Annotated in this window: 27 protein-coding genes; 10 read left to right on the forward strand and 17 right to left on the reverse strand. The window is 69.0% G+C overall.

The genetic code is table 11. The annotated features are described in order from the left end of the window. Positions 1-186, reverse strand: a complete 186-nt coding sequence (locus Q0V34_RS12735) for a NepR family anti-sigma factor (RefSeq protein WP_297512500.1) — start codon at positions 184-186, stop codon at positions 1-3. 227 nt (positions 187-413) lie between these two features. On the opposite strand from Q0V34_RS12735, the gene Q0V34_RS12740 reads away from it, so the two are divergent. Beyond that, entirely contained in the window at positions 414-1,220 is an 807-nt protein-coding gene (locus tag Q0V34_RS12740; RefSeq protein ID WP_297512445.1) for a response regulator, read from the forward strand. Between the two features lie 82 nt (positions 1,221-1,302). On the opposite strand, the gene Q0V34_RS12745 is transcribed toward Q0V34_RS12740, so the two are convergent. The 3 genes from Q0V34_RS12745 to Q0V34_RS12755 form a co-directional block, all read right to left on the reverse strand. Further along, positions 1,303-1,566 (reverse strand): hypothetical protein, encoded by a 264-nt coding sequence (locus Q0V34_RS12745; protein WP_297512448.1) that lies wholly within the window; start codon positions 1,564-1,566, stop codon positions 1,303-1,305. A 518-nt stretch (positions 1,567-2,084) separates the two neighbouring features. After that, positions 2,085-2,555, reverse strand: coding sequence for an OmpA family protein (locus tag Q0V34_RS12750; protein WP_297512450.1), 471 nt, complete (start codon positions 2,553-2,555; stop codon positions 2,085-2,087). 89 nt (positions 2,556-2,644) lie between these two features. Next, positions 2,645-2,989, reverse strand: coding sequence for a YMGG-like glycine zipper-containing protein (locus Q0V34_RS12755; protein ID WP_297512452.1), 345 nt, complete (start codon positions 2,987-2,989; stop codon positions 2,645-2,647). Between the two features lie 120 nt (positions 2,990-3,109). Here Q0V34_RS12755 and Q0V34_RS12760 point away from each other — a divergent pair, with 120 nt between their 5' ends. Both Q0V34_RS12760 and Q0V34_RS12765 read left to right on the forward strand, forming a co-directional pair. Then, positions 3,110-3,961 carry a diacylglycerol kinase family protein gene (locus tag Q0V34_RS12760; protein WP_297512454.1) on the forward strand — a complete coding sequence of 284 codons (852 nt, stop codon included), beginning with the start codon at positions 3,110-3,112 and terminating at the stop codon, positions 3,959-3,961. After that, positions 3,958-4,755, forward strand: a complete 798-nt coding sequence (locus Q0V34_RS12765) for a metallophosphoesterase (protein ID WP_297512456.1) — start codon at positions 3,958-3,960, stop codon at positions 4,753-4,755. Before Q0V34_RS12760 ends, Q0V34_RS12765 begins: the two co-directional genes overlap by 4 nt. Positions 4,756-4,759: 4 nt before the next feature. Here the strand turns inward: Q0V34_RS12765 and Q0V34_RS12770 are convergent, their stop codons facing one another. The 4 genes from Q0V34_RS12770 to Q0V34_RS12785 form a co-directional block, all read right to left on the reverse strand. Beyond that, positions 4,760-4,927, reverse strand: a complete 168-nt coding sequence (locus Q0V34_RS12770) for a DUF1328 domain-containing protein (protein ID WP_297512458.1) — start codon at positions 4,925-4,927, stop codon at positions 4,760-4,762. A gap of 94 nt (positions 4,928-5,021) precedes the next feature. Continuing rightward, complete coding sequence (locus Q0V34_RS12775; protein ID WP_297512461.1) at positions 5,022-5,639, reverse strand: superoxide dismutase; 618 nt, start codon at positions 5,637-5,639, stop codon at positions 5,022-5,024. 218 nt (positions 5,640-5,857) lie between these two features. Beyond that, positions 5,858-6,256, reverse strand: a complete 399-nt coding sequence (locus Q0V34_RS12780) for a hypothetical protein (RefSeq protein WP_297512463.1) — start codon at positions 6,254-6,256, stop codon at positions 5,858-5,860. Next, positions 6,253-6,597, reverse strand: coding sequence for a hypothetical protein (locus tag Q0V34_RS12785; RefSeq protein WP_297512465.1), 345 nt, complete (start codon positions 6,595-6,597; stop codon positions 6,253-6,255). Before Q0V34_RS12785 ends, Q0V34_RS12780 begins: the two co-directional genes overlap by 4 nt. Before the next feature lie 228 nt (positions 6,598-6,825). Between Q0V34_RS12785 and Q0V34_RS12790 the strand changes: the two genes are divergently transcribed. Then, positions 6,826-8,664 (forward strand): HWE histidine kinase domain-containing protein, encoded by a 1,839-nt coding sequence (locus Q0V34_RS12790; RefSeq protein WP_297512467.1) that lies wholly within the window; start codon positions 6,826-6,828, stop codon positions 8,662-8,664. After that, positions 8,661-9,101: an aminoglycoside 6'-N-acetyltransferase gene (aac(6'), locus tag Q0V34_RS12795; RefSeq protein ID WP_297512468.1), complete on the forward strand. Its 441-nt coding sequence runs from the start codon at positions 8,661-8,663 to the stop codon at positions 9,099-9,101. The genes Q0V34_RS12790 and aac(6') overlap by 4 nt, the downstream gene beginning before the upstream one ends. Before the next feature lie 12 nt (positions 9,102-9,113). Here aac(6') and Q0V34_RS12800 read toward each other — a convergent pair whose 3' ends face one another. Continuing rightward, on the reverse strand, positions 9,114-10,310 hold the full coding sequence (locus tag Q0V34_RS12800; protein ID WP_297512470.1) for a CaiB/BaiF CoA-transferase family protein: 1,197 nt from the start codon (positions 10,308-10,310) through the stop codon (positions 9,114-9,116). Positions 10,311-10,434: 124 nt separating this feature from the next. On the opposite strand from Q0V34_RS12800, the gene Q0V34_RS12805 reads away from it, so the two are divergent. Then, complete coding sequence (locus Q0V34_RS12805; RefSeq protein ID WP_297512472.1) at positions 10,435-11,067, forward strand: DUF4142 domain-containing protein; 633 nt, start codon at positions 10,435-10,437, stop codon at positions 11,065-11,067. A gap of 59 nt (positions 11,068-11,126) precedes the next feature. Here the strand turns inward: Q0V34_RS12805 and Q0V34_RS12810 are convergent, their stop codons facing one another. Further along, positions 11,127-14,705 carry a M1 family aminopeptidase gene (locus Q0V34_RS12810; RefSeq protein ID WP_297512474.1) on the reverse strand — a complete coding sequence of 1,193 codons (3,579 nt, stop codon included), beginning with the start codon at positions 14,703-14,705 and terminating at the stop codon, positions 11,127-11,129. A 14-nt stretch (positions 14,706-14,719) separates the two neighbouring features. Next, positions 14,720-15,598, reverse strand: a complete 879-nt coding sequence (locus Q0V34_RS12815) for an ABC transporter ATP-binding protein (RefSeq protein ID WP_297512475.1) — start codon at positions 15,596-15,598, stop codon at positions 14,720-14,722. A 197-nt stretch (positions 15,599-15,795) separates the two neighbouring features. Here Q0V34_RS12815 and Q0V34_RS12820 point away from each other — a divergent pair, with 197 nt between their 5' ends. From Q0V34_RS12820 to Q0V34_RS12830, 3 genes are read left to right on the forward strand one after another with little or no spacing between them, the layout of a single operon-like run. Then, positions 15,796-16,476 carry a fumarylacetoacetate hydrolase family protein gene (locus tag Q0V34_RS12820; RefSeq protein ID WP_297512477.1) on the forward strand — a complete coding sequence of 227 codons (681 nt, stop codon included), beginning with the start codon at positions 15,796-15,798 and terminating at the stop codon, positions 16,474-16,476. Between the two features lie 12 nt (positions 16,477-16,488). Beyond that, complete coding sequence (gene maiA, locus Q0V34_RS12825) at positions 16,489-17,121, forward strand: maleylacetoacetate isomerase (protein WP_297512479.1); 633 nt, start codon at positions 16,489-16,491, stop codon at positions 17,119-17,121. Beyond that, entirely contained in the window at positions 17,121-17,753 is a 633-nt protein-coding gene (locus Q0V34_RS12830; protein ID WP_297512481.1) for a carbonic anhydrase, read from the forward strand. Before maiA ends, Q0V34_RS12830 begins: the two co-directional genes overlap by 1 nt. A gap of 10 nt (positions 17,754-17,763) precedes the next feature. Here the strand turns inward: Q0V34_RS12830 and Q0V34_RS12835 are convergent, their stop codons facing one another. Next, entirely contained in the window at positions 17,764-18,510 is a 747-nt protein-coding gene (locus Q0V34_RS12835) for a DUF6065 family protein (protein WP_297512483.1), read from the reverse strand. Between the two features lie 76 nt (positions 18,511-18,586). Here Q0V34_RS12835 and Q0V34_RS12840 point away from each other — a divergent pair, with 76 nt between their 5' ends. After that, positions 18,587-19,093: a prolyl-tRNA synthetase associated domain-containing protein gene (locus Q0V34_RS12840; RefSeq protein ID WP_297512485.1), complete on the forward strand. Its 507-nt coding sequence runs from the start codon at positions 18,587-18,589 to the stop codon at positions 19,091-19,093. Positions 19,094-19,160: 67 nt separating this feature from the next. On the opposite strand, the gene Q0V34_RS12845 is transcribed toward Q0V34_RS12840, so the two are convergent. The 5 genes from Q0V34_RS12845 to Q0V34_RS12865 all read right to left on the reverse strand — a co-directional run. Next, positions 19,161-19,430 (reverse strand): hypothetical protein, encoded by a 270-nt coding sequence (locus Q0V34_RS12845; protein ID WP_297512487.1) that lies wholly within the window; start codon positions 19,428-19,430, stop codon positions 19,161-19,163. A 94-nt stretch (positions 19,431-19,524) separates the two neighbouring features. Beyond that, a complete protein-coding gene (locus Q0V34_RS12850) occupies positions 19,525-20,037 on the reverse strand; it encodes a DsbE family thiol:disulfide interchange protein (protein ID WP_297512489.1) in 513 nt (170 codons plus the stop codon). Continuing rightward, positions 20,034-20,216: a heme exporter protein CcmD gene (ccmD, locus tag Q0V34_RS12855; protein WP_297512490.1), complete on the reverse strand. Its 183-nt coding sequence runs from the start codon at positions 20,214-20,216 to the stop codon at positions 20,034-20,036. Before ccmD ends, Q0V34_RS12850 begins: the two co-directional genes overlap by 4 nt. After that, positions 20,213-20,956 (reverse strand): heme ABC transporter permease CcmC, encoded by a 744-nt coding sequence (gene ccmC, locus Q0V34_RS12860; protein ID WP_297512492.1) that lies wholly within the window; start codon positions 20,954-20,956, stop codon positions 20,213-20,215. The genes ccmD and ccmC overlap by 4 nt, the downstream gene beginning before the upstream one ends. A gap of 101 nt (positions 20,957-21,057) precedes the next feature. Continuing rightward, on the reverse strand, positions 21,058-21,611 hold a 554-nt coding region (locus Q0V34_RS12865; RefSeq protein WP_297512494.1), incomplete at its 5' end, for a Spy/CpxP family protein refolding chaperone.

Raw genomic sequence — 21,611 nt, forward strand, 5'->3', positions numbered from 1 at the left:
TCACTGGCCTCCGGCCGGAGGCTCGGCCTTGCGCAGGATGTCGAGGAATTCGTCGGGCACGGGCTCGTTGACGACCTCGTCGAACATCTGCCGCAGCTTCACGCCGATCGCCTGCTGACGCAGGCGCGCCTCGTCCAGCGCCGCGGCGCTCTTGCGTTTGTCTTCCATGGGTACGTGTTCGATCATGTCCTCGACACCGAAGTTCATCGGCGCCCGCCCCCTTTGGCCGAATGTCTTTCCGCCAGACGACAACGTGGTTTTCCGTACCGGGTTCCATAAGCTTCAGCGTAAGATGTCAAAATTCCACGCTCGGCGGAACCGCTGAGTTGAGGCGGCGTTATCGACGTTCGACGGAACGGCCCAGCTTCACCGTTCGTTGGTATGTTTTTCGAAGACACCTATCGGGAGGGGTCATGAGTCTTCTTGCTCGTCTGGCGCCGCATCTGCCTTACATCCGCCGCTACGCCCGCGCCCTGACCGGCGACCAGTCGACCGGGGACCACTATGTCCGCGTGGCGCTTGAAGCCCTGGCCGCCGGCGAGCGATCGCTGGATGCCGACCTGTCTCCGCGCGTCGCCCTCTACCGCGTCTTTCACGCGATCTGGCTCAGCTCGGGGGCGCAGCTGGAAGCGCGCCGCGACGATTCTCCGGGGTCCGGCGCCGCCGACGACGCGGCCCAACGCTTGATGCGGATCGCGCCGCGCTCGCGGCAGGCCTTCCTGCTCACCGCGCTCGAGGGCTTCACCCCCACCGAAGCCGCGCAGATCCTCGATTGCGACTTCGGCGAGGTGGAACGGCTGATCGCCGACGCCCAGGCCGAGATCGACGCCGAACTGGCCACAGAGGTGCTGATCATCGAGGACGAGCCGGTCATCGCCGCCGATATCGAGGCCCTGGTGCGCGAACTGGGCCACGAGGTCACCGACATCGCCGCCACGCGCGGGGAAGCCGTCGACGCCGTCGCCCGTCGCACGCCGGGCCTGGTGCTGGCCGACATCCAGCTCGCCGACGGCAGCTCTGGCATCGACGCGGTCAAGGACATTCTGGGGCGCATGGACGTGCCGGTGATCTTCATCACCGCCTTCCCCGAGCGCCTGCTGACCGGCGAGCGGCCGGAGCCGACGTTCCTGATCACAAAGCCGTTCCAGCCGGAGACGGTGAAGGCGGCGATCGGCCAGGCGCTGTTCTTCCATCCGCGCCGCGCCCGCAAGGCGGCCTGAGGCGCCTTCAGGGCCTCGGCTAGTCCCATGGAAAAGGGCGGTCGCTTTCCGGCGGCCGCCCTTTTTCTGTAACGATATCGGCTTAGGGCCGCTGGCGCGCCGGTTGCGGCGGGGTGTCGTAGCGCTGGGCCTCGGCCGGCGTCGTGGCGCCGTTGTTGACCTCGACGGCCGCCAAGTCCTTGGCGCGATAGGTCCAGGCGCCGAATAGCGCCAGAGCCGCCAGCACCGTCGAGACCACCAGCACCCAGAACACGTGGCGCCCCCAACGGCCTTGGCGAGCGCGGGTGGCGTCGACGCGGGGCGGGGGGGCCTCCGAGCCGGCCGGCTGATGAATGTCGGTGGGCATGATGTCCTGCTTTCTAAGGCGTCCAAATCCTGGCGGCGTCCGCGCGCTCCCGCGCGTTGAAGGCCTGCACCGTCCCGGCGGAGGCTCCGACGGCGATGATCACGACAAGCGCCATGATCCGCGACCGCCTCCTTTGCTGACGCCGTGTCGGCGTCGAAACGAAAACCATACCGCCATGTTCGGCCTGGTAAGTCCGGATCACGACGTTGCTCCCCAGCCCCGGCGACCCTCCTGTCGCCTCGGGAAATCAACGTCTTCCGTTGTCCGCCGTTCCGCGTCGGCCCGCCCCGCGAAGACGTGAAAAATTCTCGCGCGGCGCGGGAACCGTTTTCACGCCGCGCCGTTTTCATCAGTGCGAAGGCGGCGACGCCCCCCCGACTTGAGGCTGGCGATAGCCGGCCTTGCCGCCTTCGCACCCCCCTTTGTTGATGCGAACTCCAGCGGGCCGGCCTCCGGTCCGCTTCTTCTTGCCGGCTTGAAGGCGTTGGCGGACCAGCGCGCCGGTCCGCCTCGCGAATCTATTTGGCCGCCAGGTCGAAGAGGATGTCGGCGCGCCGGCGCAACGGCGCCGCGGCGCCCGACGGGGCGACCGCGCCGGCGTCGCCGACGGCGACCCGGTCGATGTCCACCTGGGCGAAGCCGTGCTTGGCGAGCGCCGCGGACACCGCCTCGGCCCGCCGGCGCGACAGGATCAGGTTGGCCTCGGACGCGCCCACGGCGTCGGCCAGCCCGACCACGCGCACGGACTTGACCGCGCAACCGCGCGCCTGGTCGCGCGCGCCGGCCAGCACCATGCGCGCTTCGGGAACCAAGGCGGCGCTGTCCTGCTCGAAATAGACCGAGACCTGGAAATCGGCGCAGCTCGGCGGCGCGGCGGCGACCGGCTTGCGCAGCGTCCGCCAGGGACCATCGGCGCTGGCGCAGCCGGCCAGCACCACGGCCGTCACGCTGATCGCCTGCACCGAGGCGATGATCTTCGTCGTCTTCATGCGAACCCTCCTTCACATCTGGCGAACATGCAAAAAGGCGACCGGCCGCCCGGCCGATCGCCTTTTGATACACGGTGTCGGCGACGACCCTAGTAGCGCGGGCTGCCGTCTTCCCAATAATAACGGCCGCTGCGGGCGTCGTAATAGTAGTAGCGACCGGCGCGCTCGTCGTAATACTGGCGACGGTTGACGCTGGTGGCGCCGCAGCCGCCGTCCTCGCGACAGCCCTTCACCGCCCCGGCCGTGCCGCCGATCGCCGCGCCGATCGCCGCGCCGGTCCCGGCGCTGCCGCTGCCCACATTGTTGCCGATCACGGCGCCGGCCAGGGCGCCGAGCGCGGCACCGCCGGCGGCGTTGCGCTCCACATTGCCGGTCGAGGTGCACGCCGAGGCGAGCACACCGACACCCATCAGGGCGATCAAGGTCGTTTTCATCTTCGCTCTCCGAGCTTCCTGTCCCCGTGTGCTGCAAACGACTCCGCGCGGCGACGGTTCCGGAACCGTGGCCATATCCGAGCCGTTGCCTCCCCCGAAGCAAAGGCCGAGGAGGGGCGGATGAAGCGTATCGAGGTCGTGGCCAACGTCGCCTCCGGGTCGGTGGGAGCGGACGCGCCGGCGGCGGCCGAGCGGCTGCTGGCCCAATACGGCGTTTCGGGCGCGGTCCACGCGCCCCAGCCGAGCGAGCTGACCGACTGCCTGAGGACGGTGATCGACGGCGCGCCCGACGCCGTGCTGGTGCTGGCCGGCGATGGGACCGCCCGGGCGGCGGCCGAGATGGCCGGCCCCGACGGTCCGTTGATCGCCGCCCTGCCCGGCGGGACCATGAACATGCTGCCCCGCGCGCTCTATGGCGATCGCACCTGGGAGGAGGCGATGGCCGCCTGTCTCGACGGCGGCGAGGCGCGGATGATTTCCGGCGGCGAGGTCGGCGGACGCCTGTTCTTCGTCGCGGCCATCCTGGGCAGTCCGGCGCTGTGGGCGACCGCGCGGGAGGCGGCTCGCGAAGGTCGCTTCGACATCGCCCTGGCCCGCGCGCGTCGCGCCTTCCGCCGCGCCTTCTCCGGCCGCCTGAGATTCACATTGGATGGTCGACCGACCGGCAAGGCCGAGGCCCTGACCCTGATGTGCCCCTTGGTGTCCACCGCCCTGGACGCCGAAGAACGCGCCTTGGAGGCCGCCGCCTTGGACCCGACCAGCGCCCTCGACGTCTTTCGCCTCGGCTTCAACGCCGCCCGCGGCCAGTGGCGCGAGGATCCTTCGGTGGCGGTGGGCCGCTGCCGGATCGGCCGCGTGCGCGCCAACGGCCGTATTCCGGCGATCCTGGACGGCGAGCCGGTCCGCTTCGAGCCCGAGGTGGCCATCCGCTTCCGCCCGAAGGCGTTCAAGGCTTTAGTGCCCGCCGCATGAAGCTGATCCAGCTCTCCGATATCCATTTCGGCGGCGAGAACCGCGACGCCGTCGCCGCGGCCGCCGACTGGATCGGCGAGGCCAGGCCCGACCTCGTCGTCGCGGCCGGCGATCTGACGCTGGACGGCAAGACCACGGAGTTCGACGCCGCGGCGGCCTGGCTGGCGATGCTCCCCGACCCCAAGCTCGTCGTGCCGGGCAACCACGACACGCCCTTCGTCGGTCCGGCCGAGCTCTTCGCCCGCTTCGTTCGCGGCTGGGGACGGTTCAAGGATCGGTTCGGCGACGAGGACGGCGCCTGCTGGCGGGCGCCGGGCGTCAGCGTGACCTCCCTCAACAGCGCCCGCGTGGCGCAGCTGCGCTGGAACTGGTCGAAGGGCGCTGTGTCGCGGGCTCAGATCCGCCGCGTGGTCCGGGATCTCGAAGACGCCCCCGCCGGCGACCTGCGCGTCGTGGTCTGCCACCACCCGCTGATGGAGATCCTGGGCGGGCCGATGACGGCGCGGGTGCGCGGCGGCGTCGACGCCGCCAACCATTTCGTCCAGGCCGGGGCCGACATCATCCTGTCGGGACACATCCACCTGCCGTTCGTCACGGCGCTTCCGTTCGGGGACGGCAAGACCCAGGCGATCGGCTCGGGCACCCTTTCGCTGCGCGAACGCGGGGCGGCGCCCGGCTTCAACGTGATCGAGGTCGAGCCTGGCTGCGTGCGGGTCCAGGCGATGGCCTTCGAGCGCGGGCGCTTCGAGGTCTGGCGAACCTGGGCCTGCGACCGTCGCGCCCGGCCCGTCTGAACGCTCAGGCGCCGCCGCGAAAGAGATAGCGGATCAGCGACAACACGAAGAGCGCCAGGAAGACGTAGCAGGCGATCTTGGCAGCGGCGATCGTCACGCCGGCGATGCTGGTGAACCCCAGCACGGCCGCGATCAGGGCGAGCAGCAGGAACACCACGAGCCAGTTCAGCATCGACTTCTCCGAAACGCCCGGCGGGGAGCCGGGGGCGCCTGTTCCGCGAGGGAAACGCTCAGGCTTGACCGGACGTTCCGGAGACGGACGAGCCCTATTCCGGAGCCGGATAGGCCCAGCCCTGCGCGCCCGCCTTGGCGGCGGCGTATTGGCTGTCGGCGAGGGTCCAGTTGGCGAGCTTGTCGAAGAAGGCTTCCAGGAAGGCCTTCCGCAGGTTCTGATAGTCCAGATAGTAGGCGTGCTCCCAGACGTCGCACACCAGGAGCGCGGTCAGGCCGTGGGTGACCGGGCTGTCGGCGTCGTGGGTCGAGATGATCTTCAGCGCGCCCGAGGCGTCGGAGACCAGCCACACCCAGCCCGAGCCGAAATGACCGACGCCCTCGGCGACGAACTTTTCCTTCAGCTGATCCAGCCCCCCGAACGTCGCGTCGATGGCCGCGGCTAGGTCCGCGCCGGGCGCGGTCTTGGTCGGGCTCATGCCATCCCAGAAGAAGGCGTGGTTCCAGGCCTGGGCGGCGTTGTTGAACACCTTTCCGGGACCGGCGGCCTTGATCACCGACTCCAGCGAGCCTTGATCGTCGCCGTTCAGCAGACCGTTCAGGGCGGTGACGTACGCCGCGTGGTGCTTGTCGTGGTGGAAATGGAGGGTGTTGGCGGAGATCGTCGGCTCCAGCGCGTCATACGCGTAGGGCAGGTCCGGCAGCTTGTACATGTTCACTCCGTGGGAAGGCGTTCCCAGGAAGGGAGGAACGGGAACGCGCGGGGAAGCATCTAGAGCGCGCCCGGCGAAAGCGTAAGCGCCCGCGCGGTTTGATCACGCTCAAATTTTAGAGATAAATTCCCTTTGAAACTTGGGGTTTCCGGGACTTGCGAAGACCAAACGCCGCCGAGGCGACTCGGCGGCGTCGGGTCTTGGACAAGGCGGCGCGGTCAGCGCTGCGGCGGCTTGGGATCCAGGAAGGCCTTGGCGACGGTCGCGGTCAGGCTGGGATTCTTCAGCGCGAAGATGCCCGCGGCCAGGCCCAGACCGATCGACATCAGCGGCCGGTCCCGAACGATCTCGATGACCTTGCCCGTCACGTCGAAGCCCTGCTGCGGCGTCGGCTGATGATGGTTATGACGGCCCTCGACCTTGCGCGCGGCGAACAGGCCGGCCACGGCGACGATGAGCGCGGCGACGGCCGACACGATCGCCGCGGCGCCCGCCGCGGTGACCAGCGGAACCAGCACCGCGTAGAGCGCGAAGGCGGCGGAGACGACGGCCACCGCGGCGGCGGCGGCGATCGCCGCGGCCGCGGCCAGCGTCATCAGGGTTTTTTCGAAGATCACCGGTCGTTGCTTCGGCCGCCGGCGATCAGCAGACCGATCAGCACGCCGACGCCGAGGCCGGCGAGGGTGGCGGTGATCGGACGCTCGCGCACCTTCTCGGAGACGTAGCGCTGGGCATCCTCGAATTGCTGGCCCGCGTTGTCGGTATAGGCGCGGCTCTGGGCCCGCAGGGTCTCGAAGCCCTCGGCGACAGACTTCTCGACCCGCTTGGCGGCTTCGGTCAGCGAGACGCGCGCGGCGTCGGCGGCCTGGGCGAAGCTGCGTTCGGCGTGTTCGACGGCGTCCAAGGTCGAGCTCTTGGCTTTTTCGGCTTCCTTGGCGGCGGGGGAACTGGCGGGCATCATCATCTCCTGTTCGCGACGCGACCGACCGGGGGACGCTTAGGGCCGCGCCCCGACAACGCCGAGTTCAAGGTCGCGGTTCCACGTTAGCCCAAGGGGTCGAGCTTCACCACTAGCGATTCCCCCTAGGGCGCCGCTCGCGATCGCGGGAGTTGACGCCGGCAGCGCTGTCTACCGTCCAACCAAAGGCGCTCGCGCATGACGCGAAGCCGGTCTAAGGTCCCGAACATGGAGGACGCCCCCATCGTCATCGACAGCGGCCGGGAAGCCGCCCGACTCGCCGCCTTGCGCGCGCTCGGCGTTCTGGACGGCCCGGTCAACGCGCCGCGTTTCCACCGCCTCGCGCGCCTGGCGGCCCGCGTGTTCGACGCGCCGAAGGCCGCCATCGTCCTGGTCGACGAGCATCGCGTCTGGCGCAAGGCCCAGGTCGGCTACGCGGGGGCCGAGGCGCCGCGCGCCGGCGATCTGGCCGACCAGGTGGTGGCCGCGAACGGCCCGGTGGCTTTCGCCGTCCCTCTGCGGGACCACCAGGGATACGTGCTGGGCGCTCTGGTGGTCGAAGGCCCAGGCCTGAGCGGCCTGCCCTCGGACGAGGACCGTCAGGCGCTGGAGGACCTGGCCGAGCTCGCCGTGGAAGCCCTGCTGGCCGCGCCGCGTCAGGATCCGTCGCTGGAAAGCGAACGCCTGAACCTGGCCATTTCCGCCGCCAGCCTCGGCGAGTTCGAATGGGACGTGAAGCGCGACGTCTTCAAGATCAGTCCGCGCCTGGCCAAGCTGTCGAACGTCGAGCCGGGCGAGATTCCCGGCGAGGGCGGCGACGCGCTCTATCCCTATGTCCACGAAGAAGACCGTGAGTGGGTGCGCCGGTCGATCGACGAGCAGCTGCGCGACACCGGCCGCTACGAGGTCGAGTATCGGCGCCCTCCGGGGCCAGACGGCCGCGAGATCTGGAATCACAGCTCCGGCGTGATGCTGCGCGACGCCGACGGGCAGTCGGCCTATCTGATCGGCGTGATGCAGGACATCACCGAGCGCAAGGCCGAGGAGGAGGCGCGCGAGGGCCTCGTCGCCGAGCTGGACCACCGCATCAAGAACCTGCTGGCGGTCGTCCAGTCGGTGGCGGCGCAGTCGGCGCGCAAATCGGCGTCGCTGGACGTGTTCCTCAAGACCTTCGCCGCGCGGCTCAAGTCGATGAGCTCGGCCCACGATCTGTTGAGCGCCGCCCGCTGGCGCGGCGCGACCCTGGCGCGAATCGCCGCCGCCGAGCTCGGGGGCCTGGCGCCCACCCAGACGCGCTGGGACGGCCCGGAGCTGTTCCTGACCCCGCGCGCGGCGGCGGCCTTGTCGCTGGCCTTGCACGAGCTGGCCGTCAACGCCGTGCGCTACGGCTCGCTGTCCACCGAGACCGGCAAGGTCGAGGTGGTCTGGCGGCGCGCGCCCGACGGCGGCTTCGCGCTGGAGTGGCTTGAAACGGGCGGCCCGCCGGCCAATCCCCCGGCGGCGAAGGGCTTCGGCGCCACCCTGATCGAGGACGTCGCGGGCCGCGAACTGGGGGGCTCGGCCAAGATCAATTATCGGCCGAGCGGCGTCACGGCGATGATCCAGGGCTCGGCCGAGGCCCTGGCCGACGCCCCGCCGGTCGAGCCGGTCAGCGCCGAGCCCCAGCGGATCGTCGAGACCGTGGTCGCCGCCGACGAGACCGTGCGGCCCGGCGCGATCGCCGGCCTGAAGGTGCTGATCGTCGAGGATTCGCTGCTGCTGGCCCTGGAGTTGGAAGCGGGCCTGGAGGACGCCGGGGTCGACGTGGTCGGCTGCGCGGCCGAACTGGGCGAGGCGCTGTCGATGGTCGACAAGGACTTCGACGTGGCGGTGCTGGACGCCGACCTCAACGGCCAGTCCGTCGCCCCGGTGGCCGAGATCCTGCGCGGCATGGGCCGGCCGTTCGTCTTCGCCACCGGCTATGCCGACAAGGCCGCGCCGATGGGCTTCGACGCGCCGATCGTGCGCAAGCCCTACAACGTCCACCAGATCGCCCGCGCGGTGGCCGGGGTGACGGGACGGGCATGATCGCGCGGCGGGCTCGCGAGGCCGATCTCGAGGCGTGGGCGCGGATGCGCGCGGCGCTGTGGCCCGAGCTCGACCTTGACGAACATCGCGCGGAAGCCGTCGAGGCCTTGGCCGCCGACGATGTCGCCGTCTTCGTGGCCGAAGGACCTGACGGATCGCTGGCGGGCTTCGGCGAGGCGGCGCTGCGCCACGACTACGTCAATGGCTGCGACACCTCGCCGGTCGCCTTCGTCGAGGGGGTCTATGTGCGCCCGGAACACCGCCGGGCCGAGGTGGGTCGCGCGCTCTGCGCCGCCATCGCCGATTGGGGCCGGGCGCGAGGATGCGTCGAGCTGGCCTCCGACGCCCTGCTCGACAACACCGAGAGCCACGCGTTCCACGCGGCCGTCGGCTTCGAGGAGACCGAGCGGGTGGTGTATTTCCGCCGGGCGCTGTAGCGCCGCGGCGCTTCAGATCACCTTCTTGGCCCGCAGGCTGGCCAGCGCCTCGCCATCGAGCCCCGCCACCTCGGCCAGCACCGCGTCGGTATGCTCGCCCAGGGTCGGTCCCGGCCAGCGGACGCCGCCGGGCGTGTCCGTCAGCCGTGGAAAGGCGTTCTGCATCTTCACCGCGCCGAACACGGGATGCGGAACGGTGACGATCGACTCGCGCGCGGCGAACTGCGGATCGGCCAGCATGTCGGGCGCGCGATAGATGCGGCCGGTCGCCAGGCCCGCGGCTTCCAGCCTCGGCAGCAGGGCCTCGATCTCCTGGTCGGCGGTCCAGGCGGCGATCCGCGCGTCGAGCTCGGCCTGGTGCGCGCCGCGCGCGGCGTGGTCGCGATAGCGCGGATCCTCGGCCAGGTCCGGCCGCCCCATCAGATCGCAGAGCCGCCTGAACAGCGTGTCCTGGTTCGCGCCGATCAGCACCAGTTCGCCGGACTTGGTCGGATAGACATTGGACGGCGCGATGCCGGGCAGCACCGCGCCCGACCGCTCGCGGACATGGCCGGTCAGGTCGTATTCGGTGATCAGGTTCTCCATCACCGTCAGCACGCTCTCATAGATGGCCGCGTCGACCACCTGGCCCTTGCCGGTGCGCTGGCGGGCATGCAGGGCCATCATCACCCCAAGCGCGGCGTTCAGGCCCGAGAGGCTGTCGCCGATCGAAATTCCCGCCCGGGCCGGCGGGCGGTCGGGCTCGCCGGTGATGTGGCGAAGACCGCCCATCGCCTCGCCGACCAGGGCGTAACCCGCGCGGCGGGCATAGGGGCCGGTCTGGCCGAAGCCCGACACCCGCGCCAGCACCAGGCCCGGATTGTCCTTGGCCAGGGCCTCGTAGCCCATGCCCCACTTTTCCAGGGTGCCGGGCCGGAAGTTCTCGACCACGACGTCGGCCTTGGCGATCAGGGCGCGGGCGAGATCCCTGCCCTCGTCCGTCCGCAGATCCAGCGTCACCGACTTCTTGTTGCGGCCGATCACCGGCCACCAGGGCGACAGGCCCTTGGGCTTGGAGCGTCCCCACTGCCGCATCGGATCGCCGACGCCGGGGTCTTCCAGCTTGATCACCTCGGCGCCGAAGTCGCCCAGCACCTGGCCGCAGAAGGGCCCGGCGATCAGCGAGCCCATTTCGATCACCCGCAGCCCGGCCAGCGGTCCCTCGGCCATATCGCGTTCCCTCGACTATCAAACGGAACCGTTCACGGCCCCGTGAGGTTTTGTTGATCGCCGGCGCGATGCGCCGTCGAGCTTGCCTCACCTCTAAGAAAAACGCCTAGGGAAAGACAGAGCCATGACCCGTCACCTCATGATCGTGGGCGCCGCGTTCGCCGCCCTCAGCCTGGCCGCCTGCGGTCAGAAGTCGGACGAAACCAAGGGCGCGGCCACGCCGGCCGAGCAGGCCGCGACGCCGGACGCCAACCCCAGCGCCACCGTCCCGACCCCGTCGGACGAGACCAAGGCCGACGTCTTCGCCATGAAGGCCGCCGACAGCGACATGTTCGAGATCCAGGCCGGCAAGCTGGCCCAGACCCGGTCGAGCAACGCCTCGGTCAAGAAATTCGCCGCCGAGATGGTCAAGGCCCACACCGCCACCAGCGAAGGCCTGAAGAAGGCCATCACCACGGCCGGCGCTTCGATCACCCCGCCGACCACCCTGTCCAAGGACATGCAGGACAAGCTGGACGACCTGACCAAGGCCGACGCCAAGGACTTCGACAAGAAGTACGCCGACGCCATGGTCGACGCCCACCAGGCGGCCCTGAACCTGCTGCAGCGCTACGCCCAGGACGGCGACACCCCGGCGCTGAAGACCTTCGCCGCCGACACCGCGCCCAAGGTCCAGGAGCACCTGAACATGGCCGAGGGCCTGAAGAAGGGTTTCGACACCGGCGAGGACGTCGCCAAGGACAACGCCAAGCACTAAGCCCTCGTCCTAGAGACCGAACGACCCGCCGCGCCTCCGGGCGCGGCGGGTTTTTCGCGTCAGCCGCCGACCTTGATCGTGTTGTCGTCGCCGTTGCGGTCGATCACGGTGTTGTAGGGGTCGATGCCGGCGAACTTCGGCGCCTGGACGACCGTGAAGGTGAAGCTCTGCACGCCCGAGCGGATCGGCCGGCGCGCATAGGCCACCACGCTCTTGGCGTCGAAACCCTTCTTGCCCGGCTCGGCCGTGAACAGGCCGATGTCCATGGTCTCGTTCAGCGGCGCGGTCGTCTCCTTGCCCTTGCCGTCGGCGTACTTCTTCTGGGCGTCGACGGTGACGGTGACGTCGTACTGGCCATCGGCCCGCTTCTTCACCGTCGCGCTCTTGGTCTTGAGGTCGTAGAGCGTGATCTTCTCGAAGAGGTCGGTGATCAGCGCCTGCTTGTCGGCCGGGGCGTGAGCGCGGAAGGCCGCCACGACGTCGAGCATGGTCGGATAGGGCGCGGCCTTGAAGGCGTACTTGGCCAGCAGATCGCGCAGCGCCGCGTTGACATTGGCCTCGCCGATCTGGTCCGCCAGCCGGTACATGACCAGCGAACCCTTGTTGTAGTGGATGTAGGGCTGGTTCTCGACCCGCTCCAGCGGCAGTTCCTCGATCACCTCGCCGCCGCGCGCGCGCAGATAGCGGTCCAGCTCGTACTTCAGGAACTTGCGGATCATCGGCTCGCCATAGGTCCGCTTCATGACCATCAAGGCGGAGTACTGGGCCAGGGTCTCGGCCATGGCCGAGGCGCCCTGTTCGTCGGCGCCGACCAGCTGGTGCGCCCACCACTGGTGGCCGATCTCGTGGGCCCCGACATAGGTGACCATGTCGATCTTGGTCGGGTCCTTGTAGTCGGCGACGAAGCCGAGGTTCTCCGACCACGGAATGGTGTTGGCGAAGGATTGGGCGAAGTCGGCATAGCCCGGGAATTCCAGGTAGCGCAGCTGGCGGAACTGGTAGGGGCTGAAATTGGCCTGGTCGTAGTCGAGCGACGCCTTCATCGACCGCATCATCCGGTCGATATTCCACGGGTGCTTGGCGTCGTAATAGATCGACAGCGCGATCCCCTTGTAGGTCTCGGACTTGATCGCGTAGCGCGCCGACTGGATCGAGAAGAAGTGCAGGATCGGCGCCTCGGTCTGGAAGCGCGCCGTGCGACGACCGCCGGCGGTGACGTCCGAGACCTTGTAGCCGGGTGCGATCGGCGTCTGATCGGCGTCGGTGGTGACGGTGATGTCGGCGGTCACCCAGTCGCTGTCGCGACGCAGGACATTGTGGGCCTCGGCGTCGGGATCGCCCAGCTTGGCCGGACGCGGCAGAGGCGGCAGCTTGTACTTGCGGCGCTTGGCGCTGTCCTTCATCAGGCCCTCGCGGCTCATGCCCAGGCCCGGGGCCAGTTCCTGGTCGTTGAGGAACGTGCCGTTGTCGACCAGCCGGGTGTCGTTGCCGCTGTTCTTGAAGCCGATCTGCCGCCGGACCGTCGAGAACGACATCGTCCGCGTCTCGCCCGGCGCCATGGGCGAGTCGAAGGTGAAGATCCGGTAGTTGAAACGGTCGAAGGTCTTCTTGGGCCGCGCGCCCTGGATCGAGAGGGCCGAGACCTTCAGATCGCGGTCGAACCGGACATGGATCTCGCGCAGCGCCCGGTCCGTGCGGTTCTGGATCTCGTAGACGCCCTTGGTGGTCGCGATCGACTCATGGGGCTTCAGATCGACCTCGAGCTTGACCTTGGCGATCGTCGGCTGCGGAACCTTCTCGAACGGCAGCAGGGTCTTTTCGTAGTCGGCCAGCCAGCGCTCCTCGTCGAGGCGGGTGCGATAGGTGTTCCAGACGTTGGTGTTCAGATAGACGAAGGACCCCGTCGCGACGAACACGCCGGCGGCGAGCAGCGCCACGACGGCGGTCGCGCCGCGCAGCCGGCGCGGAATGGCCGCGAGCCTGGGCCGCAGACGGCTCTCGGTCCCGCGCCGCCACAGCACGTGGCACAGCACCAGCAGGATCACCGCGAAGGCCGACCAGTAGAGCCGCAGCCACCACGCGCCGACCCAGAAGTGGCCGAGCCCGTTCATGTCCGAGCGCGGCACGCCGGGACCGAAAGGATAGCTGTAGAGCACGTGGTCGAGGCCGAAGTTGCCAGCGACGATCTGAGCGATGATGTAGGCGACCATCACGCCCCAGCCGACGAACTTGTGCGGCGACAGCACCTGGATGAACACGGCCAGCACGGCCAGCAGCAGGCAGTCGACGGTCTGGGGCAGCACCCACCAGACCAGATAGTTCGTCAGCTCGAAATGCGTGTAGCCCTTGACGAGCTGGACGGCGATGGCGACCAGCACGCTGACGACGAAGGTCGAGGTCAGCACCAGGGCGATGGCGATGGTCTTGGGGATGACGAACGCCCAGTCCGGGATCGGGGTGGCGTCGATGATCTCGTGGGTCTTGCGGTCCTGCTCGCGCCAGACCAGCTCGCCGGCGTAGAACGAGGCGATCACGATGGTCATGAAGACGAAGATGCCTTCCAGCGCGTCGATCATCGCCCGCGTCACCGGATAGATGCTGCCGCCATAGAGGCTGTCGTCGGCGGCGCGCCACAGATTGGCGATCGACAGCGCCACGGCCAGGCCCAGCAGGACGAGATAGGCGGGGCTGAGGAACACCTGGCGGGCGTCGAGGCGCGCTCGGGCCCAGAGCTGACCCAGGCGGCTGGCGCGATCGAAGCTGGGCGTCGCGCGCGGCGTCGCGGCCGGCGGCGGGGTGTCGAGGTCGGCGCCCTTGCTCGCCTTCTTGTCGGCGCGGCGGGCCGCCGGAGCCATCCGAAAGAGCGGATAGGCCGCCGCCGCGATCAGCAGCGAGAGGCCGATCCACAGCACGCGGTTCGCCAGAAGGTAGCCGGCCAAGGCCGGCAGCTGGGTGTTGCGCTCGGCGGCGGTCCAGTAGCGGGTCGCCAGGCCGAAGGCGGCCGCGCCGAAGGGCTCCCAGAGGGCGGCGATTTTCTCCAGGCCTGGCTGGCGCAGGAAACCCGAGCCGATCGTCTGCAGCACCATGAAGGCTATGACGCCGACATAGGTCCACATCATCGAGCGGGTGACCGTGGTCAGGGCGAAGAACACCGCCGAGGTCAGCAGCAGCGCGGGCAGAGCCAGCACGAGATAGGCGTAGAGATAGTGGTTCAGGACGAACGGCCCGATCGTCTCGGGATCCACCCACGGCATGACCGAGCCGATCACCATGCCCAGCGGCACGGCCAGGAACGACAAGGCCGCAGCCAGGAACGCGCCGGTGAACCGGCCATAGAGATAGTCGAACTTGGTGAGCGAGGTGGAGCGCAGGATGGCCCCGAAGCCGGTGTCGTCGTCGCGGACGATGATGTTGGCCACGAAGGCGGCGGTCACGAACATGTAGATGACCGCGAAGCCCAGAGTCACCTGGGCGATCGTGGTCGCCGCGTTCTTGTGGACGTTGGCCGTGGAGCCGATCTGGACGTTGCTGGACGCGACCGCGCCGAACGCCAGCAGGAAGAAGAAGCCGACCGCGACCCAGAAGACCGGCTGGCGGGTCTGATAACGGAACTCGAAGCCCGCGACCTTGATGAACATCGGACCGCTCCCCGTCAGGCCGCCCGCCGCGTGGTCGAGAGCGTGGAGAAGTAGACGTCCTCCAGCCCGCCCTCGACGGGCGTGAACCCGTCGCCGGGATGATCGTCCGCCAGGACGTGGATGACCGTGCGCCCGGCCAGCAGCCGGGTCGAGATGACCTTGTGGCTGGCCTTGGCGGCCTCGAGCTCGGTCTTGTCGATGACCTTCTTCCAGATCCGGCCCTTCAGCTGGGCGATCAGGTCGGCCGGCGCGCCCTCGCGCACGATGCGGCCGTCGCAGATGATGGCCATGGCCGGGCAGAGATCGGAGACGTCCTCGACGATGTGGGTCGACAGGATCACCACGACGTTCTCGCCGATCTCGGCCAAGAGGTTCAGGAAGCGGTTGCGCTCCTCGGGGTCGAGGCCCGCGGTGGGCTCGTCGACGATGATCAGGCGCGGATCGCCGATCAGGGCCTGGGCGATGCCGAAGCGCTGGCGCATGCCGCCCGAGAAGCCGGCGATGGCCTTCTTGCGCACGGTCCACAGATTGACCTGGTTCAGCAGGTTCTCGACCGTTTCCTTGCGCTCCTTCGGCCTCGAAATCCCCTTCAGCACGGCCATGTGGTCGAGCATGTCGTAGGCCGAGACGCGCGGGTAGACGCCGAAGTCCTGCGGCAGGTAGCCGAGCGTCTTGCGCAGTTCCTCGGGGGTCTTCAGCACGTCGATGTCGCCGAAGCGGATGTGGCCCGAGGTCGGGGCCTGCAAGGTGGCGATGGTCCGCATCAGGGTGGACTTGCCGGCGCCGTTCGGTCCCAGAAGGCCGTACATGCCGCGCGGGATCGTCAGGCTGACCTCGTCCAGCGCGCGCACGCCGTTGCCATAGACATGCGTCAGGTTCTCGATGATCAGCATGACTGCCCCCGATCCGAATGCGCCCAGTACCCCGCCGCCGACATGACGCGATGGCGGGTGTCCGGGCAAGTGAAAGAACGTTTAGCGCTCGCCTTCAAGCCACGCGCCGCCGTTCGAGGCGTTTCCACGCCAGACCCGTCCAGGCAAAATCAAGGCTGGGGTTTTGGCGGGACGCGTTTGGGTCTAAACGAGGCGCCATGACCTTGTACGCCTTTCCCCCGCACGCCCAGCCGACGGTCCCGGTGGAGGGATCGGACGCGGTGTTCCCGGTCCGCCGCGTTCTCTGCGTCGGCCGCAACTACGCCGCCCACGCCCGCGAGATGGGCGCGGACACGCGCGACCCGCCCTTCTTCTTCGCCAAGCCGGCCGACGCGATCGCGCCGTTGAAGGCGGAGGTCCCCTACCCGCCGGCGACCAGCGACCTGCATCACGAGATCGAGCTGGTGGTGGCGCTGAAGGACGGCGGCGCGAACCTGTCGGTCGAGGCGGCCCTGGCCTGCGTGTTCGGCTACGGCGTCGGCGTCGATCTCACCCGCCGCGACCTGCAAGGCGCAGCCAAGGCCAAGGGACAGCCGTGGGAGGCCGGCAAGGCCTTCGACGACAGCGCGCCGATCAGCGCCCTTCGCGCCACCGAGGCCCCGGCGGCCGAAGCGGCCATCACCCTTTCGGTCAACGGCGAGGTCCGCCAGAGCGGCCGGATCGGCGACATGATCTGGAACGTCGGCGAGGTCATCGCCAAGGCCAGCGAGCTTTGGACCCTGGCGGCCGGCGACCTGATCTTCACCGGCACGCCGGAGGGCGTCGGCCCGATCGTTCGCGGCGACCGCGTCGCGGGCGAGGTCGAGGGCGTCGGACGGCTGGAATTCACCCTCGTCTGAGGACGTCGAGCCATGAAGCTGGTTCTCCACAGCGCCAAGCGCGCCAGCGCGCCCTATCGGGTGCGGATCGGCCTGAACCTGAAGGGTCTGGCCTACGAATTGCGCCCGGTGGACCTGGCCGCCAACGCTCATCATCAGGACGACTACCGAGCCCTGAACGCCCAGGCCCTGGTGCCGACCCTGGAGGTCGACGGCCGCCCCCTGACCCAGAGCCTGGCCATCCTCGAATGGCTGGACGAGGTCTCGCCCGAACCGGCCCTGCTGCCCGCCGCGCCCTACGAGCGGGCCATCGTGAGAGGCATGGCCGAGATCATCGCCTGCGACATCCATCCGCTGAACAATCTGCGCATCCTTCGCCAGCTTTCGGCGTTGGAGATCGGCGAGACCGACCGCAACGCCTGGGTGGCCCGTTGGATCAACGAGGGCTTCCGGGCGCTGGAGCCGATGATCGCCGCCCATGCCGGAGCCTTCGCCTATGGCGATGCGCCCGGTCTGGTCGACTGCCTGCTGGTCCCGCAGGCGTTCAACGCTGGCCGGTTCAACGTCGATCTGTCGCCGTTCCCGGCGATCCAGGCCGCCGTCGCCCGCGCCGTCCAGCACCCGGCGATCGCGGCCGCCCACCCCGACCACCATCCGGAACGCTGATGCTCGAAGACCTGAAAGCCAACAACGCCGCCTGGTCGAAGAGCAAAACCGAGATCGATCCCGAGTTCTTCAAGCGCCTCGAAGGCCAGCAGAGCCCGGCCTATCTGTGGATCGGGTGCAGCGACAGCCGGGTGCCGGCCAACGAGATCGTCGGTCTCGACCCGGGCGAGCTCTTCGTGCACCGCAATGTCGCCAACCTGGCCCCGCCGCAGGACGCCAACTACCTTTCGGTGCTGCAGTTCGCGGTCGACGTGCTGAAGGTCAAGCACATCATGGTCGTGGGCCACTATGGCTGCGGCGGCGTGGCGGCGGCGATCGACGGACAGCGGCGGGGCCTGGTCGATCACTGGCTACATCCGATCCGCGAGGTCCACGCCGAGCACAGGCACGCGCTGGAAGCCATCCCCGACCGGCGCGCCATGCTCGATCGCCTGACCGAGCTCAATGTCGCCCGCCAGGTGCGCAATGTCGCCGCCGACGTCTTCGTGCAGGACGCCTGGGCGCGCGGCCAGGCGCTGTCGGTGCACGGCTGGGTCTATTCGCTCAGCAACGGGCTGGTGAACGACCTGAACATCGGCATCAGCAGCCGCGAGGACTACGAGCGGGTCCTCGCCGACAGCAACTGCCCGTAGAGCCGGTTCGTCAGACCCCGACCTTGGGCGACTTCATCCGCCGCTTGTTGACGTGGTGGCTGGGCGCTTCGGCCTTGATCTCCTCGGGATACTCGCCCTTGAAATAGAAGCGCTGCCAGGCCTCCTTGGTCGCCTCGGGGTCGCGCTTGAAGATCAGGTTGTTGAACTCGGTGCGCTTCTCGGCCCAGACGTCGTACTGGCGGCGCAGGTCGGGGTTCGAGTTCATGGAGCGGATCACCGGCTGGAAGGCCTCCATCGGCTTGTCCTGGATCGGCATGATGAAGCAGAAGGTCTCGCCCTTCTCGAACCGCACCGTGCCGGGGCGGGTGAAGATCCAGTTCATCGTGAACGGGAACGGCAGCCAGTCGGTCTCGATCACCCCGGCCAGCGGCTGGATGCCGTCCTTGACGTGGTTGGGCGGACCCATGGCCATCAGCGACCAGCCCGGCGGGGTGCGGAACAGATAGCCGGTGTGGAAGGTCACCACCCCGCGCGTGAAGTGCGACTTCACGAAGTCGGTGAAGCCCGGATAGGGGTGGTCGGGCTGGAACTTGATGCACTCCTGGTGCGCGCCGCCGTCCCAACTCATCGAAAAGCCGACCGGGCACAGGATGTCCCAGCCGGTGGTGTTGGCCATGGTCAGCGGCAGGCAGCGATAGGGATGGCGCTCGGCGAAGCGGTCCATCCAGGCCCGCTGCGGCCGCCCGGGCACGATCTCGGGCGGGCGGTTCTCGGTGGGATAGCACTCCAGTTCCATGCCGGTCCTTTGCTTGATCGTCCTGCCCTGCGTCGAGGTCTAGCGCTCGCGCCCGCGGGCCGTCTAGTAGAGCCTCATGAAGACCAGAGCCGAGTTGTTCGCCTTTTTCGAGGCCCACGGGATCGCGCACGCCACGCTGGAGCACCCGCCGGTGTTCCGCGTCGAGGAAGGGCTCGAGATCAAGAAGGCCCTCCCGGGCGGCCACACCAAGAACCTGTTCCTGAAGGACGCCAAGGGCCAGCTGTGGCTGATCTCGGCGCTGGGCGAGACGGCGATCGACCTGAAGAAGCTGCATCACGTGATCGGCTCGGGCCGGCTCTCGTTCGGACCGGAAGCGATGATGGTCGAGACCCTGGGCGTCAGGCCGGGCTCGGTCACCGCCTTCGGCCTGATCAACGACGTGGACCGCCGCGTCCGCTTCGTCCTGGACAAGGCTCTGGCCGACAGCGATCCGGTGAACTTCCACCCGCTGGGCAACGACGCCACCACCGCGGTGAGCCAGGCGGATTTCAGGCGGTTCCTGGCCGCCTTGGGCGTGGAGCCGATGATCGTGGATTTCGCGGCGATGCGAGTGGCGGACTGATCCGCACCGCTTTCGAACGCTCGCCTTCCGGCGAGACGTGGCGAAGACGGCGACGCGCGCCAGGCGGTCAGACCACGATATTCAGCAGCGACCCCGGCCGGAGAATCCGCTGCGGCTGCGCGTCGGGCTGAACGAACGGCTTCTGCGGGGCCGGACGCTGCTGCGGCTGGGCCATGGTCTGCATCTGCACGGTCGAGGGCGCGAGGGCCGGCCGGGTCGCGGCCGCGTCGCCGAGGGCCGCCTGGAAGAAGGCCGCGCGCGTCTGGGCGCCCTGGCCCGAGGCGGGCGCGGGCTTCGACGGGACGGACGGCCAACCGGCGGGACGGACGGTGCTCATGACTCGGAGCCTAACATGGTTAACGGAAGGTCCGCGAGTATGGTCAACGCCGCGTTAACGCGCTGGCTCCGCGACGCGTCGACGCGCTCTGTCGCTATCGGGCTTGCTTCAGCAGGTCCTCGGCCGCGTCGGGCGTCAGCGGGCCTGTGTGCTTGGCCAGGATCATGCCGTCCGAGCCCACCAGATAGGTCTCGGGCACGCCGGTGACGCCGAACTCCAGCCCCGCGCGGCCGTCACGGTCGACGCGGTGTTCGGCGAACGGATCGCCGAGGCGACCCAGGAAGGCCTGGGTGTTGGCCGGGGCGTCCTTGTAGGCGACGCCGACGATCTTCACGCCCTGGGCCTTCAGGGCCATCAGCTGCGGATGTTCGACCTCGCAGGGCGCGCACCAGGAGGCGAAGAAGTTGACCAGGACCGGACCGTCGCCCGGGGCGCGGATCGGGGCCGGACGGCCGCTGTCGAGATCCGGCAGCGACACCGCGGGCATGGGCTTGCCGACCAGGGCGTGCGGCTGGACGTGCGGATCGCGCTTCAGGGCATAGCCGGCGAACAGCGCCGCCAGGGCCGCCAGCACGATCAGCGGCGAGAAGGCCAGCCAGCGCTTCACGCGCCAGTCTCCGGAGCGCGCTCGGCGTCCAGCTGGGCCTGCAGCCGCTCGGCCTCGCGCCGCCAGCGACGGGCGGTCAGCAGGCTGCTCGCGATCATCCAGGCGAAGGCGAGCGCGGAAATGCCGAAGGCGGGCCACAGATAGATGGCGTACTTGCCGGCGTCGAAGTCGAAGCTCATCGCGGGCTCTCCGCCAGCTTCAGCGACAGGGCCCTGGCACGACGCCGCCAGACGAGCGCCCGGATACGGACCAGCCACAGCGCGCCGAACGCGCCGAGATAGGCCAGACTCATCAGGCCCCAGGGCCAGGCATAGATGGCCGGCAGGCCATTGCCCTTGGCGGCCATGAAGGTCGAGGCGCCCTGGTGCAGGGTGTTCCACCAGTCGACCGAGAACTTGACGATCGGCAGGTTGATCAGGCCGACCAGGGCCAGGATCGCCGCGGCGCGGGCGGCCTTCTGCTCGTCCTCCAGCGCCCCGCGCAGGGCGATATAGCCGAGATAGAACAGCAGCAGCACCAGCACCGAGGTCAGGCGCGCGTCCCAGACCCACCAGGTTCCCCACATCGGCTTGCCCCACAGCGAGCCGGTGATCAGGGCGAGAGCCGTGTAGATCGCGCCCAGCGGCGCGCAGGCCTGGGCCGCGAGGTCGGCGAGCGCCTGGCGGAACACCAGCCCCAGGAACGAAGCGCCCCCCAGGCACAGATAGATGAACAGCGAGATCGAGGCGGCCGGGATGTGGATGAACATCATCCGCACCGTGTCGCCCTGCTGGTAGTCCTCGGGGACCAGGAAGGTCAGGACCAGGCCGGCGACGCCGGCGACGGCCGACAGCGCGCCGAGCCACGGCGCGGCCCACCGCGAGAAGGCCATGAACCGCTCGGGATTGGTCAGGAAGTCGAACGTGTGGCGCGCGTCCATGACCTCGCTCTAGAGCGGCCGGGCGGCGGGGGCAATGGCCGTATCTTTACGGAGAACACGGGACGCGACGTCCAGGCGCCGCGCCCCGTGTCCGAGCGGGGTCAGCCGACCTTGCGCTGAATGACGATCCGGCGCTCGCCGTCCTTGAAGACCTGGGGACCCCGCGTGTCGAAGCGGCGGATGAACACGTGCTCGCCGCCCTCGCCGCCTTCGCCCATCCCCAGGATGTCGAAGGTCTTCTGTTGGGCGGGCGTCAGGGCGAGGTAGAAGGCGCGGGTCGCCTCGGCGCGCTTCTTCAGGGCGTCGGCGGCCTTGGTCATGTGATCAAGACGCTCCAGCGTGCCGAGCGGCTTCATCTCGGGGCGCTCCATCCGGTCGCCGTCCTTGCGGTCGCCCTTGTCCTTGACCTCTTCGGTCCTGATCGTGACCTTCGGCGTGGTGGCCTCGACATAGGCCTTCAGCGCGCCGTCCTGGTCGGGGCGCAGCTGCAGGATGTCGCGCAGGCGCTGGGCGCGCTTTTCCGGATCCGGCGCGCGGTGATGCATCATCATCAGGTCGCCCATGCCCGGACCCATGGCCATCAGCGCCTCCATCGGCGGCATGGGCGGCATGGGCGGCGGCGGCGGGGGCGGCGGCGGCGCGGGAACGGCCGGCG

It is taken from the genome of uncultured Caulobacter sp. (assembly GCF_947036865.1).
In the GTDB taxonomy this organism is placed as follows: Bacteria; Pseudomonadota; Alphaproteobacteria; order Caulobacterales; family Caulobacteraceae; genus Caulobacter.